This is a genomic window from Clostridium sartagoforme (assembly GCF_004794105.1).
Taxonomy (GTDB): Bacteria; Bacillota; Clostridia; order Clostridiales; family Clostridiaceae; genus Clostridium; species Clostridium sartagoforme_B.
The window spans coordinates 60627-74314 of the sequence record NZ_SRYR01000012.1; the positions used below are offsets into that span (position 1 = coordinate 60627).

Annotated in this window: 14 protein-coding genes; 3 read left to right on the forward strand and 11 right to left on the reverse strand. The window is 28.2% G+C overall.

All coding sequences use genetic code 11. The features are described 5' to 3' along the window. The first annotated feature begins 227 nt into the window (after positions 1-227). On the forward strand, positions 228-1274 hold the full coding sequence (locus E5347_RS14880; protein WP_136008019.1) for an FAD:protein FMN transferase: 1047 nt from the start codon (positions 228-230) through the stop codon (positions 1272-1274). A 107-nt stretch (positions 1275-1381) separates the two neighbouring features. Here the strand turns inward: E5347_RS14880 and eutH are convergent, their stop codons facing one another. The 5 genes from eutH to tsaD form a co-directional block, all read right to left on the reverse strand. Continuing rightward, the gene (gene eutH / locus E5347_RS14885) at positions 1382-2452 is read right to left on the reverse strand and encodes an ethanolamine utilization protein EutH (protein ID WP_136008020.1); all 1071 of its coding nucleotides are present in this window, start codon (positions 2450-2452) and stop codon (positions 1382-1384) included. A gap of 107 nt (positions 2453-2559) precedes the next feature. Further along, on the reverse strand, positions 2560-2946 hold the full coding sequence (locus E5347_RS14890) for a carboxypeptidase regulatory-like domain-containing protein (RefSeq protein ID WP_136008021.1): 387 nt from the start codon (positions 2944-2946) through the stop codon (positions 2560-2562). Between the two features lie 208 nt (positions 2947-3154). Continuing rightward, positions 3155-4429 (reverse strand): S1C family serine protease, encoded by a 1275-nt coding sequence (locus E5347_RS14895; RefSeq protein ID WP_136008022.1) that lies wholly within the window; start codon positions 4427-4429, stop codon positions 3155-3157. Positions 4430-4605: 176 nt separating this feature from the next. Further along, entirely contained in the window at positions 4606-5634 is a 1029-nt protein-coding gene (locus E5347_RS14900) for an alpha/beta fold hydrolase (RefSeq protein ID WP_136008023.1), read from the reverse strand. A gap of 13 nt (positions 5635-5647) precedes the next feature. Continuing rightward, positions 5648-6658, reverse strand: coding sequence for a tRNA (adenosine(37)-N6)-threonylcarbamoyltransferase complex transferase subunit TsaD (gene tsaD / locus E5347_RS14905; protein WP_136008024.1), 1011 nt, complete (start codon positions 6656-6658; stop codon positions 5648-5650). Between the two features lie 412 nt (positions 6659-7070). On the opposite strand from tsaD, the gene E5347_RS14910 reads away from it, so the two are divergent. Together E5347_RS14910 and E5347_RS14915 are read left to right on the forward strand one after the other, a co-directional pair. Next, a complete protein-coding gene (locus tag E5347_RS14910) occupies positions 7071-7706 on the forward strand; it encodes a RusA family crossover junction endodeoxyribonuclease (RefSeq protein ID WP_136008025.1) in 636 nt (211 codons plus the stop codon). Between the two features lie 14 nt (positions 7707-7720). After that, on the forward strand, positions 7721-8299 hold the full coding sequence (locus E5347_RS14915) for a GDSL-type esterase/lipase family protein (protein WP_136008026.1): 579 nt from the start codon (positions 7721-7723) through the stop codon (positions 8297-8299). 330 nt (positions 8300-8629) lie between these two features. On the opposite strand, the gene E5347_RS14920 is transcribed toward E5347_RS14915, so the two are convergent. From E5347_RS14920 to E5347_RS17020, 6 genes are all read right to left on the reverse strand, one after another. Beyond that, entirely contained in the window at positions 8630-9586 is a 957-nt protein-coding gene (locus E5347_RS14920) for an NAD(P)/FAD-dependent oxidoreductase (RefSeq protein WP_136008027.1), read from the reverse strand. Positions 9587-9772: 186 nt separating this feature from the next. After that, positions 9773-10246, reverse strand: a complete 474-nt coding sequence (locus tag E5347_RS14925) for a hypothetical protein (protein ID WP_136008028.1) — start codon at positions 10244-10246, stop codon at positions 9773-9775. Positions 10247-10428: 182 nt separating this feature from the next. After that, a complete protein-coding gene (locus E5347_RS16965; RefSeq protein ID WP_168354980.1) occupies positions 10429-10584 on the reverse strand; it encodes a hypothetical protein in 156 nt (51 codons plus the stop codon). Between the two features lie 682 nt (positions 10585-11266). Continuing rightward, positions 11267-11683 (reverse strand): immunity 70 family protein, encoded by a 417-nt coding sequence (locus E5347_RS14930; RefSeq protein WP_136008029.1) that lies wholly within the window; start codon positions 11681-11683, stop codon positions 11267-11269. Positions 11684-11951: 268 nt separating this feature from the next. Continuing rightward, positions 11952-12557 (reverse strand): hypothetical protein, encoded by a 606-nt coding sequence (locus tag E5347_RS14935; RefSeq protein ID WP_136008030.1) that lies wholly within the window; start codon positions 12555-12557, stop codon positions 11952-11954. 10 nt (positions 12558-12567) lie between these two features. Beyond that, the coding region (locus E5347_RS17020) for a TNT domain-containing protein (RefSeq protein ID WP_207670496.1) at positions 12568-13688 on the reverse strand (1121 nt) is incomplete at its 5' end.

Genomic DNA, 13688 nt, shown 5'->3' on the forward strand with positions numbered 1-13688 from the left:
AGATATGTGTTTCAATTAATAATCTATATCAATATAGCTATATAAAATTAAACTCTAAAAGAGCTACTTAATTTAAAAATAAAACTTGAACTCATATATATCTTTTAATTATTATATAAGTTGCGGAGGTAATTCTATTACTTAAATATCATTCTTACAAAATATAACTTAATATAGAGTAGATGTTATTACAATCTATATAGTAATTATTAATTAGGAGGAATATCATGTCAAAAAGATTAGCTAAAATAACAATCTCTTCTTTATTGCTAATTTTATCTCTTGGACTTATAACATCATGTTCAAAGAATAAAGCTTCACAGGAGCCATTATCAAAGACCGAAATATTAATGGGTACTCCGGTGTCTGTAACTCTTTATGATAGTAATGATGCTAAAATATTAGATAAAGTATTTAATAAAGTTAAAGAATTAGAATCAACATTAAGTATTAATGAAAATGGAACATTAATAGATGAAATAAATGAAAATGCTGGTATTAAACCAGTTAAGGTTGATGATGATACATATACTTTAATAGAAAAAGGATTAGAATACGCTAAATTATCTCATGGTTTATTTGATATTTCAATTGGACCTATAGTTAAACTTTGGAATATTGGATTACCTGAAGCTAGAGTGCCTTCTCTTGAAGAAATTCAAGCTAAATTACCTTTAGTAAATTATCAGGATGTTGAATTAAATAATTCAGATAAAACTGTATATTTAAAAAATCAAGGTATGATGCTAGACCTCGGTGGAATAGCGAAAGGTTATACTGCTGATGTAATTTCAAATATACTAACTAATGAAGGTGTCGAAAGCGCTATAATTAACCTTGGTGGAAATGTCTTCACCCACGGTAAAAAGGTTGATGGCTCTGATTGGAAAATTGGAATCCAAGATCCTTTTTCAGAGAGAGGCGGTATAATTGGAACTTTAACTACAAGTAATAAATCTGTTGTTACTTCTGGTATATATGAAAGATATATAGAAGAAGATGGCGTTAGATATCATCATATTCTAAACCCAAGCACTGGTTATCCTTATGATAATGAAATTGCTGGAATAACTATAGTAAGTGATAAATCTATAGATGGGGATGCCTTATCTACCTCTGTATTTGCAATGGGCGTTGAAGAAGGAATGAAATTTGTAAACACTCAAAGTGGAATAGATGCTATCTTTGTTACTAAAGATAATAAAATTTATTTAACTAATGAAGTTAAAAATATTTTTAAATTAACTAATAGTGATTTTACTATAGCAAACTAAAAACTATAAATAATAAAAATATCTTCTTCCTAATAACTTTAATTTATGGAAGGAGATATTTTTTCTATACTATACTCTTCTATTATCTTAAATTAGTAAAATAAAAATTATATATCATTTTTAATTACTTTAAGTGCTAATAAAATTGCTAAAAATCCTGATATAAGTTTTACTAATATATAAATCAATGCTATCTCTTTTGCCTCAGCAACTACATAAGCAAGTTGTCCACCAAGGACATAGGCTCCAGATACTGAAAAAGCTGAGCATAAAACCTTTCCCCTATTATCCAACTTATCAAAATCAGTAAATATAATTACTGCTGATGCTAAACTACCTATTAATGCTGCTACAGAATCTGAATTAATATGTAATTTTCTCTCTAAAGTAATAATTTGCTTACTAAAAAACCTTTTTATGACTTCAAGCATCACATTTGAACCTGCTAAGAAAATAGCAATTTTCCCTACAATAGTTATTGCCTCTTCTAATGGAAGTAAGTTATTAACTAAGGAAATTCCAACAATAGAATTTAATCCTTGAAGTCCAAGTCCTATTAACCCTATTATAAAAATTCCTTTTGCTAATCTCTTAAAATAGATTACCATCTTAGAAGGTATTTTATATAATCCTATAATTAATAAAATAGATATTATTATTATAGGTAAAAGACTTACGACTATCTCTATTAAACTTATTTTTAATAATATACCTCCAATAAATAATCCAATAGGGATGGTAATTATTCCACAAAGTATCCCATTACAAAAAATATCCATATGCTTTTCATCTATTATTCCTAGTGCTAAAGGAATAGTAAAGCTAATAGTACATCCTAGTATTGATGAAATTAATATTCCTGAAAAATATATTATATCTGCACTTCCTCCAATTGCTTCTGCAATTTTAAATCCTCCCATATCAACCGCAATAAGTGATGATGATATTATACTTGGATCTAATAGACTTTTGTTGAATACTGATAATACATACTTAGATAATAAATCTGAAATTATTGGAGTTATAGATAATATTCCTACCATAGATAACGCTAAGGAGCCCATACTCTTTATTCCATTTTCTATTCCATATCCTAATTTGAATTTATTTCCTAAAATATAATCTATTATTCCTACTATGAAGAATAAACCAACTATGTAAAGCATTATTTTTTCCATATGTTTTCTCCTTTACTAAACTCCAACTTATTTTATCAAACTTATTTATAATAAAAAAGAGCTGTATCAAATTTTGATACAGCTCTTTTTTATTTTATTCAGTTAAATTAACAATCACAGTCATCTGAGTGTCCGCCAGAATGCTTTTCTGGTTTTGCAATACACTTACCATTATATGATGAAGTTTCTAATTCTGTATATTTGATTACTATATTATCTTTGTATATCTTTAACATATACTTAGTATTTGGGCATAATGGTCCTAATAAAAATTGTCCATGACAATCAGTAAAAGTGTGAGTTAATGGATAAGGATATCTGCAACCATCTACAACTTGTAATAATTTTACTACTGCATCTGCTACTGGCATTCTATTACAATCTAAAATTGTTCCAAATATAACTGATCTCTTTTCTTCTGGTAATCTAATTACTGCTTCGATTTGTTCATTACATCCAGTTTTTAACTCGCATGATGTTATTCTTCCGCTCATAATTTTGCCTCCTAAGTTTTAAAAATAGATTTTATAATATAATCTATTCATTATGTCAAAAAATGTGATATCAAAACTACTTGCAGAGCATAACTTAGACAAATTTTTTATAATCTATGTTTCAATATATAATGCACATCTATAGTCCTGTGAAATTATAGATTAAAAATACTATTTTAGTAAATTATCTAAACTGAAATCATGGTTCTTAATTTTTCACCTCTAATTGTACATTGAAGGTCTTATTTTTTCCATTTCTTACGACCTCCATTTCTACTACATCTCCTTCTTCTTTTGAATCCCTAATTTCTTTTAATTCATCAAAAGTCTTTATTCTCTTTCCATCAAACTTAACTATTAAATCTCCACCTTGTAATCCTGCTTTTTCTGCTGGTGAGAATTCAACTACGCTTACAATATAAAGACCTTCTTCCATATTGTTTTGCTTTGCTAATTCAGCATTTATCTCCCTTATTGATATACCTAAGTTTAATATAGGCTTAGATAAGGACTCTATTCTATCTTTTACTTCATTTATTGGAATTGAGAACCCAATACCTTCTGCTCCTCCAGATATCTTCATAGTATTAATTCCAATTACTTCTCCCTTTGTATTAACTAAAGGACCTCCACTATTACCTGGATTTATAGCTGCATCTGTTTGTATTAAGTTCAATTTAGCTCCTGAAGTTGTTTCTACATTTCTATTTACTGCACTTACCATACCGCCAGTTACTGTTTGATTAAAGTCTTTAGATAATGGAGTTCCTATTGCAAGAACCTCTTCTCCTGGTCTTAATACATCTGAATCTCCAAGCTCAACTACTGCTGGTACTTTTACAGTATCATCACTTATTTTAAGCATAGCTACATCTTGATTTTCATCATAATTTATAACTTTAGCTTTAACTTCTCTACCATCTGATAATGTTACTGTTACTTCCTTTGCCCCTTCAATAACATGGTAGTTAGTTAAAATATACCCTTCTTCATTTATAATAAATCCTGATCCAATACCTTCTGTTTCTTGAGGTATAAATCCACTATAATCTATTACCCCACTAACTGAAACTATAACAACAGCTGGTGCTACTTTTTCAAATGCTTGGCTTGCAGTTAATGACTCCACATCACTATCAAAGGTTGCTGGATTTGGTGTTCCTATATATCCATTAGATGTAGAAGATTTATTCCCTTTCATTATATAATAAACACTTCCACTCCCTATAGCTCCTCCTAATAGTCCAGTGACTAATGATAGTGCAATTACTTTAAATATTCCATTCTTCTTTTTCTTCTTTGGCTTCTTAGAAAGATCATTTATTGGATGAACATAAGAGTCTTTCTCATAAACCCTATCTTCTTCTACGTAATCCTCTTCTATATGGTCTTTTTCTGTATAATCCTCTACTACCTCTTCATTTTTTTCCTCTGTAATATCTTCATATTTTTCGACATCATATATATTATTATCTTCGTTCATACTAAAAGCCTCCTAAAAAATTTATAATTCCTATTACAATTATTAATATAACCTTTATTTGTGACAATTATATGGCACATAATAAAAAAGTTAACATATATAAAATTTGCTTATAACCATCCTGTGTTTCGGTTTATAGCAAATTTATATATGCCAACTCTAATAATATGCTATTTCTAGCTATTCTTATTCTTTTTTTCTAATCTTTCTATTTCATTTGCCTGTTTAACAACTTGTCTTATTCCTGTAACTACTGTATCAGGTTCATACATAGAAACTAAATCCTCTTCATAATCAACATTATATATCTTAGTTAAAGATTCATCCCCTAATTTCCCCAATACTTCTTGTCCATCTTTAGCAATTAAGTAAAATGGTTTCCCACTAAAAGCCCTTTCTTTTTGGATATCTATGTTCCCAGATGTAATAGTTTTATACTCATTGTTTACTGCTTTATTATATGCTTTTTTTGTTCTATGTACTTTAAATTCTTCTAACTCTTCTCCTGATAACTTTTCTTCAAATTCATCTGTATCACAGGTTAAATTCATTTTATCCATAAGAGTAGTCAGTCCTATGCTTGATCCAAAGCTTTCTATGTTTCTTCTAATATTATTAATTATTAAACTCTTTTTAAAATCTTTAGAGTTTATTGTATCTTCAACTAAAGGATTAACTAATACAATACCTGAAACTAAGTCTGGATATTCTTTAGCAAATTCCGTAAGTACTAAACTTCCATACTCTTCCCCAACTAAGATATATGGAGCAGGGGCTGCTGATTTTCTAAGCAATATTCTTAGATCCTCTGCTTGCTCCTTTGGAGTCTTTTGTTTACTCGCATCACTGAAACCATAACCACTCCTGTTATACACAAAGGTATTTAAATCCCCATACTCATCATCTAGTATATCAATTACTTCATTCCATTGATTTAAAGTACTTCCTATATTACCATCAAAAACTACAGTATACTTTCCTTCGCCTTTAAGTTTATAATCTAATCTTTTATCATCTACTCTTGCATAATCAACTCTTTCTTTTAAAGTTTCTTTTGCAATAAAGTTACTTATTCTTTGATATATAAAACCTATTGCTAAGGCTATTAATATCCCTACAATAATATTCTTAGCAATGTCTTTCGGTTTTAATTCTTTTTTCATATTAACCTTGCGTACACCATTTGAATATGGTAAAAGTTTCACTTCTCACTCCCCCCTATAACTTTAAGTTTGGTTTTGCATTAATGTCTAGCTTTGCTTCACTTCCATTTATAAAGTTAAAATAAGCTGCACTACCTATCATAGCTGCATTATCTGTACATAATACTTGTGATGGGAATAATACTTCTATACCTTCTTTTTCAGCTGCTTTTATTAATGATTCTCTTAATGCTGAATTAGAAGCAACTCCCCCTGCAATAGCTATTTTCTTAATTTCTTTCTTTCTACAAGTCTTTAATACATTTTGCTTTAATACCTCTATAACAGCCTTTTGGAAAGATGCTGCTACATCAGCTTTATTAACTTCAATATTTTGCATTTTACACTTATTTAAATAATTTAATACAGCAGATTTTACACCACTAAAGGAAAAGTCCAATGTATCATCATGAAAATTTGCCTTTGGAAATTCAATAGCATTTTCATTTCCTTCCTTAGCAAGCTTATCTATCTTAGGACCACCTGGATATCCCAGTCCAAGTGCTCTTGCTACCTTATCATATGCTTCCCCTGCAGCATCGTCCCTAGTTTGGCCTATAACATCATATTTCCCATAGTCCTTAACATGAACTATAAAAGTATGTCCTCCTGATACTACTAAAGATACAAATGGTGGTTTCAAATCTTTATGTTCTATATAATTAGCACATATATGACCCTCTATATGGTTAACTCCTACTAATGGCTTCTTTAGTGAATATGAAAGTCCCTTTGCATATTGTAATCCTACTAGTAAAGCTCCTACTAATCCTGGACCATAAGTAACTCCAATAGCATCTATATCATTAAGGGTAACTCCAGCCTCTTCTAAAGCTTCTAAAACAACGCCATTTACAACTTCAATATGCATTCTAGAAGCTACCTCAGGTACTACCCCTCCGTACTTTTTATGAGTCTCTATTTGAGATGCTATTATATTAGATAAAACTTCTCTACCATCTTTTACTACAGCAGCTGAAGTTTCATCACAACTTGATTCTATTGATAAAATTAATTTACTATCCATTTTATTTACCTCTTACTTCTATTTCTAATCTTCATCATTACTGTTAAATATATACATTTTCTTTATGTAGATTATAATAAGGATTCTACTTTTCATTAAGCTATATTCCCTATTACTTTTTATTAAGTTATATTCTATTAAAAATATTTAAGATACTTAACTCTATTAGTAACTTATATAAAAATTTAAAAAATACATGCTTTCAAAACTATTTTCAACTTAAAATAACATAAGTCCTCTAAATGTAGATTATTTATTGAAACATATATATAATAAAATAAAGCTTAAAACTTTGACTAATTACTTAAGTTACATTGTTTATTATATAATGAATGAAAAAATTAATCATTATTTTTTGTTAGAATTAATGTATTTTTAAGGATAAATTAATAAATTAAAGGAGTTTTGTTAAATGAGTAGTTATGCAAGAGTGGTAGTACCTGGTTCCCCTATTACTAAATCTAATTTTAAGTTACATAATAAAGATGGTAGAGCCATACTTCCTAGCAACACTGGAAAGTCTCATGATAGATACGCAATTTATGAAGAACAAATAGCATACTATTCTAGAATCCAAAATCCTGGAGTAATTTTAGATGAGTCTCTTATTGCCGTGCTAAAAGTCTACTATAAAAGCGAAAAAAGACATCCAGATACAGCCAATATTACTAAGAGTATTTTCGATGGTATTGAAAAAAGTGGCCTTATAGTTAATGATGCCCAAATAACTAGAATAATAACTGAAGAGTTTTATGATAAGGAAAACCCTAGATTTGAGTTAGAATTTTTTGGTGAAAGTGAATATGAAATTTCTTATTCAGTTAGAAAAAAAGAAGTTTCCTCTGATAAAAAAATCTATTTTAGTTTAAAAAAGTCTAAAGTTCCTAAAACCAGTGATACCAGTAAAAAGAAAACTAATAATGATGATTTATTAAAAGATACTAATTTATGCGAGTTTTGTAAGAAAAAAATTAATGACTCTAATGTTATTAAAGCAAACGGTGGTAAAACTTTAATATGTAGAAGCTGCTTTAATAAATTGTTTTAATGAGGTGAACTTTAATGCAGAATAAAAATTATGTTTTTATTGGAGATAGCTTAACTTTTGGCTATGGTGTTAGTAAAAATAAATCTTGGATAGAATTTTATAAAGAGTTTTGTATTGAAAAAGGTAACAATATTAATATTATTAATAAAGGTATTAACGGAAACACAACTACAGATATGTTAAATAGATTTACTGAAGATGTTACAAGCTTAAATCCATCTACAATTTTTATAATGGGCGGAACTAATGACTTACTATCTAATAGGGCTATAGATTCTATAATAGATAATATTGATTTAATGATCCAGGAATCATTAACTTGCACAGATAGTATTATCATTGGAATTCCTCCAAGAATTATTAAAGAAGATGCATATAGATTATTTATGCCTTCATTAACTTATGATTATTGTGAGAAAAGCCTACCTAAGCTTAGAGAAATATTAATAAAATTATGTAACAAGTATAAATTAAAATATATTGATTTTTATGACCTTACTTCTTCTATTAATCATAATGAATATTATATTGATGGTATTCACTTTAATGAAAATGGACATAAACTATTATTTAATGAATTCATAAAAAATTAAGGCGATTTTTAAATATAGTGTTTATTTTATTAGTGTTTAAAGTAATATAGTTTAAAGTAAAGGTAGCAGTCTATTTTTAGACTGCTACCTTGTATGTTATTATAATTTATACCTATTTATTAATACCATACTTTACATTTTAATTAATAAAACACTCAATTAATCAATTATTTTAAAGGTGCATACGTGAAGTAGCATTATTAAAGGGCTTTTTTTATATACAAGTTTATTAAAACTTATAACTAAATACCTATAGCCATATGACTATCAATTCTCAATTGAATCTTTATAATAATAGATTTATCAATAGATAGCTCTACATAAAACTTACTAGTAGACATAACTTTTGATATATTCTGCCGCCTTCTTACCTACTATGTATCCAACTTCCCCGCTATTAAAAATATCTGAATCCCATGTTAATACAGTTCCACAAGCAAATATTCCCTTTGCTGTAGTTTCATAATTATCATTAACTACTAAAGAAACATTATTCATTATCCCTATTTTAGCTTTTCTTATATAGGATATTTCCGGGAAATAACCTACTGTTAATACTAATGAATCACATTGTAAAGTAGTTATTTTTGAGGTAGTAACATCTTCTATATCTATACTTTCAATTCTATCATCACCGTTTATATCTACTACTCTTGCCTCCTTAATAACATTAATATCGAAGCCTTTTATAACTTCCTTCCCTCTTTCATCTAAAAAGCCTCTATTAGTTACATCAACTATAGCATTAACTTTTGCTCCTTCAATTAATAATCTTCTAGCTAAGATTAATGACCAATTATTTTTACCTAATATTATAACTTCTTTTCCTGGAAGATATCCTTGTTGATTAATTAGCCTATGAGCAGAAACTAAACTATAGATTCCTATATACTTATGTATAGGAATATTAATATTACCAGTGAACCTCTCCCTACATCCTGAGGCCATTATTACTGAACTTCCCTTAATATCCTTTACACCTTCTTCAGGATTTACATAAGTTATTACTTTATTTTGAGTTACTTCTAAAACTTCTGTATCTAATTTGTACTCTCCCCCTGCCTCTTTGAAGTCATTAATTAACTTACTTCCAAGTTCAGGTCCAGTCACTTCTTTTCCTAAATAGTACTCACCAAATCCGCCATGTATAAATAGATTTAGATTTCCACCTAAATCACTATCTCTTTCTAATATTAAAACTTTTTTAATTCCATTTTTAAGAGCAGAAACCCCAGCAGATAAGCCGGATGCTCCACCACCAATTATAATTAAATCATATTGAAGCATTATACCCTCCATTTATATTTAATCCATATTTTATATACAATAATTTTTATAACTTATATAAAAATACATAATAATATTATATCATAAAAAATTATTTTCCAAATTTTCTTTTAATTTCTGTATAGGAGAAACTATAAGTAGACCATAAATTTCATTAAAAAGTAAGTTATCTTTCATAAAAAACTTCTATCTCCATTGATTTTGCCCTTGTTCTTCAATCCTAATTCCCTTTTCTTTTAATGTATCAAGTAAACTAGGCTTGAAGTAGTCATATATTAACATTTCATCAATTTCTTCAGCAGTTTTACTAGAAGAATTGTTTGGTCCATAGTTCTCTACATAATCGCTTATAAAAGTTCCTTTAAATAGTAATGATTTTTTATCATCATTGTAAATAACTTCCTGTATTTTATTAAGTGGTATTGTAATAACATTTCTATCTTTTGGATTAGATTGATATATAATACGAAAAGTATATTTAAGTATGTCATTATCTAATATTAAGGCCTCGTCAATTCGTTCTGTATTATTACTGCTTGCTAAGTTCATTGCCAATGTCCTCAAAACAACATAGATAAGCGTACTACATCCTATCACAATCACTGTAGCGAGAAATGGCCACTCATAATCTTTTCGGTATATCCCTCCGACAGTTGCCATACTCCAACTAGGTATTAAAATGTTCAAGGCTAAGTAAATTAAACTGCTTGAAACCCCAATTATTAATATCCATTTTCCTATTGCCATAGTTATACGGACGCTCTTTTTATCTTTAGATATCTTTTTTTGTATATCATCTTTATTCTTTTTGCTTATTTTAAAAATCATCTAATAAACTCTCCTTATTCTATAATCAACTTATATACACTATTAAAATTATTCCCAGTCTTAGCTAGGTAATCATTAAATGGTTTTAAGAATTTTGTGCTTCCTCCTATACCAGTTAAGCTTGTTATAAACTTCCAAGCATCCCCTTCCTTATGATCAAAGGTCCTCATTTAACCTTTTCTAAAACATTACCACCTTTGTCTATACACCATTTCCCAGCATCTAAAACAATTCTAAATAAATCCTTACTATTAGCTAAATCAACATAAAAAAACATTATAAATCCAATCTTCTGCTTTCTGATACCATTTTTTAAAATGTTTTCTAAACCTTCTTCTACGCTACTTCCTGAATTCTCAGCTAAAAACTCTTACCACTATTTTATCACTCCACATTATTAATTTCCATAATTAGTAAGATATATTAAATCTTATTTTTCATCATTCCGTAAATGATATTATCTACTATTTAACTTTTGATATATTCCTTACTCTCAATCTAATTCAATGTAAAAAAATATCGACACTATTGTAGTATCGATATTTCAATTACAATGATATTTTCTTTTACTTTAGGTTGAAAGGAGGCAAAGGTGGTAAAGATTTTTAAGTGAATTTCTAAATCTTTGATTTAGCTAAATGAACTTATGCAATCCCTTAGGATTGTATTCCTTATTAATTTAGTTTCATCATCTAGAAATTACTTTTCAATTTTATCTGACACTTTCCCCCTTTGCCCCCTATTCAGTGCATTATTTAGATTATGCAGTATAAAAAGTAATTTAACTTCTTTAAATTGCTTTAGTATATACTTTTTTCACTTTATGCATCAAGTTTACTTCATATAATGTAGTTAGATATTTATTATCTCCACGTCTGTCTTTTCACATATAGAATCATTTAAAGCCATTAAAATTACACTTATTAAATCTCTTCCATCACTAGTTATAAAATAATTAGATAAATCAGTAATATCAGGACTTATATTCTTCACCCATGGCGGTTGTTTAGAAATGTCTTCAATATCCCACACTACATATTCAGGATTAATTTTTTTTAATTCTTCTTTAATTAGTTTTAATTCTTCAACCGCTTTACTAGCATTTTCCCAGTTCAATTTACCTTGATATAATTCATTCATTAAAATTGGATATTTACTTCCCCATTTATTTTCCTCTAAATTATAACTTATCGTAGAGAAAAATGCGTGTAAAAAATCTGGTGTTCTAACTTGATACCATAAAAAATCAATTTTAAATCCAATTGCCACTTTATCACCTCTTAAATTGTATATTTACATTAACATTTGATTTTTGCTTCATTTTTATTTCTTATATAGCCTATAAATAAGTAAATAATATTTATTTAGAATGCTAAGTAAAAGAAAAACGTTGAAAAGAAAAATTTTCAACGTTTTCTATATTATGATTAGTATTGTGATTTTATTAGTGAAAATCCATGTAATTTATATTGTGATTTTAACCATTTACACCTTAAAACGGAACCCATTGATATTTAATAAACTCCCTTCGTTTAAATTAAACTGACATCAAATCATATTTTTCTTGATTTGTTAATATATCATCAAATATTATTTCATAGCTATTAATTCTTTCAGTCATAACTTTATAAAATAAAGCTTCACTATAGAATCTAAAGAATATAAATGGAGGCTCTTCATTTTGTTCTTTGTATATTTTATCTCCATTTTGCTCTAATAAATAAATACTATATCTATTGTTGTTATTAAATTCTAAGTTTATTTTCATTTTTTGGGGATTCATAATAGAATAGTATTCTTTTCCTATATACAACCCCATTAACCTTTCAACTTCTATTATATTTTGTGCATTTTCAAATTCGTCTCCATTTTCATAACTAATTTTTTTACCAATTAAACCCCTTATAACAATTGCAAACTTTCTTTTCATCTCTAACTCTGATGAATATTGTGCAATTTCTATTCTTTTACCTCTTTCTATATAGAAAAAACTATAGCTATTATCTATTTTCTTTTCTAAACTATACTGTAATTCGTTATCCTGTATTATTTCTATATTATTTTTATCCTGTATTATCTTTAACTCTTTACCTACATATCTTTTTAAATTACTTATATATAAACTATCTAAATTTAAACTCATTCTATTCTCCTTATAAACGTTTTAAATATCCTAACCTGATTAATCCATCAATAAGACTTTCACCTGGCATTAATTTAGATCTTATTATCTTAACAAATTCTGGATTAATTTGATATTGTATTCCACCTCCAACCTCATCAAACCATGGAGCTATTTCTTCTTGTCTCATTGGAATTTCTCTTTTTATTTCATAAATATTATATGTTGAAAAATCCGAATCTGCGGCCATTGCTCTCTGTGGAATAGTTATTCCTTCCTCTGCAAAAAACGTCCCATTATTTCCACCATATCTATCAATTTTACTGCCTGGTTTTAACATTACATCTTCGTACAACCCATTAAAAAAACCATCTATATTGGGGTCTCCGTATTGTCCCGGCCACCTTTTATCTCCTGTAGCTTGGTCAAAATATTTAGGATTATCAAATACTTTTTTATACTTTAAATATAGTTCTTCATCTGGAGCATACTTCCAAGAACTTAATTTTAATTTATCAACTTTACTAACCCCATTATCAACTACTCTTAGGCTATTCTCTAATTCTAGTGCTTTTATCCTAAGTTTTACAACTTCATTTGAATTTACCTTATTTAAGGCTATATTTTGATTTAGTTTATTGTCTGCAAACTTCCATAATTTAATATCTGTATCAGTAAGTCCTGGATATCCTGTATTATTTCCTGATTCTACTTGTTTCCAATAATCATTATATCTCTTAGCATCATCATAACTCATTCCTTCTGCAAATGATGCCTCTCCTAAAATCTTGGATTTTGCTGAATCAACACTCTTATCAAGTCCAAAACTAAGGCCTAAATTAAGCAGTGTTGATTCTGTTTTATTTAGATTAAACTGCTGTGCTGCAAAGCTAGTAACCTTGCTACTTGCAAAATCTATCCCTACATTAATAGCTACTTCCTTTCCAATTCTTATTGCTGCTGTCTTAGCAATTACAGATTTGCTTGCTCCTACTACTCCATTTACTGACTGTGAAACTGGAATACATAAGCCTGCAACTGCCATATTAAGAGTTCCCCATAAATCATATGCACCTTGATTCCCCATGAACACTGTATCTCTTATAGGATTTATAGCTACACTATTTAAATCTCCTATTGAAGCATAATAGA

Coding starts and splice junctions, on each gene's coding strand:
- E5347_RS14880 (WP_136008019.1), top strand. CDS start 228: ATGTCAAAAAGATTAGCTAAAATAACAATCTCTTCTTTATTGCTAATT.
- eutH (WP_136008020.1), bottom strand. CDS start 2,452: ATGGAAAAAATAATGCTTTACATAGTTGGTTTATTCTTCATAGTAGGA.
- E5347_RS14890 (WP_136008021.1), bottom strand. CDS start 2,946: ATGAGCGGAAGAATAACATCATGCGAGTTAAAAACTGGATGTAATGAA.
- E5347_RS14895 (WP_136008022.1), bottom strand. CDS start 4,429: ATGAACGAAGATAATAATATATATGATGTCGAAAAATATGAAGATATT.
- tsaD (WP_136008024.1), bottom strand. CDS start 6,658: ATGGATAGTAAATTAATTTTATCAATAGAATCAAGTTGTGATGAAACT.
- E5347_RS14910 (WP_136008025.1), top strand. CDS start 7,071: ATGAGTAGTTATGCAAGAGTGGTAGTACCTGGTTCCCCTATTACTAAA.
- E5347_RS14915 (WP_136008026.1), top strand. CDS start 7,721: ATGCAGAATAAAAATTATGTTTTTATTGGAGATAGCTTAACTTTTGGC.
- E5347_RS14920 (WP_136008027.1), bottom strand. CDS start 9,586: ATGCTTCAATATGATTTAATTATAATTGGTGGTGGAGCATCCGGCTTA.
- E5347_RS14925 (WP_136008028.1), bottom strand. CDS start 10,246: ATGGCAACTGTCGGAGGGATATACCGAAAAGATTATGAGTGGCCATTT.
- E5347_RS16965 (WP_168354980.1), bottom strand. CDS start 10,584: ATGAGGACCTTTGATCATAAGGAAGGGGATGCTTGGAAGTTTATAACA.
- E5347_RS14935 (WP_136008030.1), bottom strand. CDS start 12,557: ATGAGTTTAAATTTAGATAGTTTATATATAAGTAATTTAAAAAGATAT.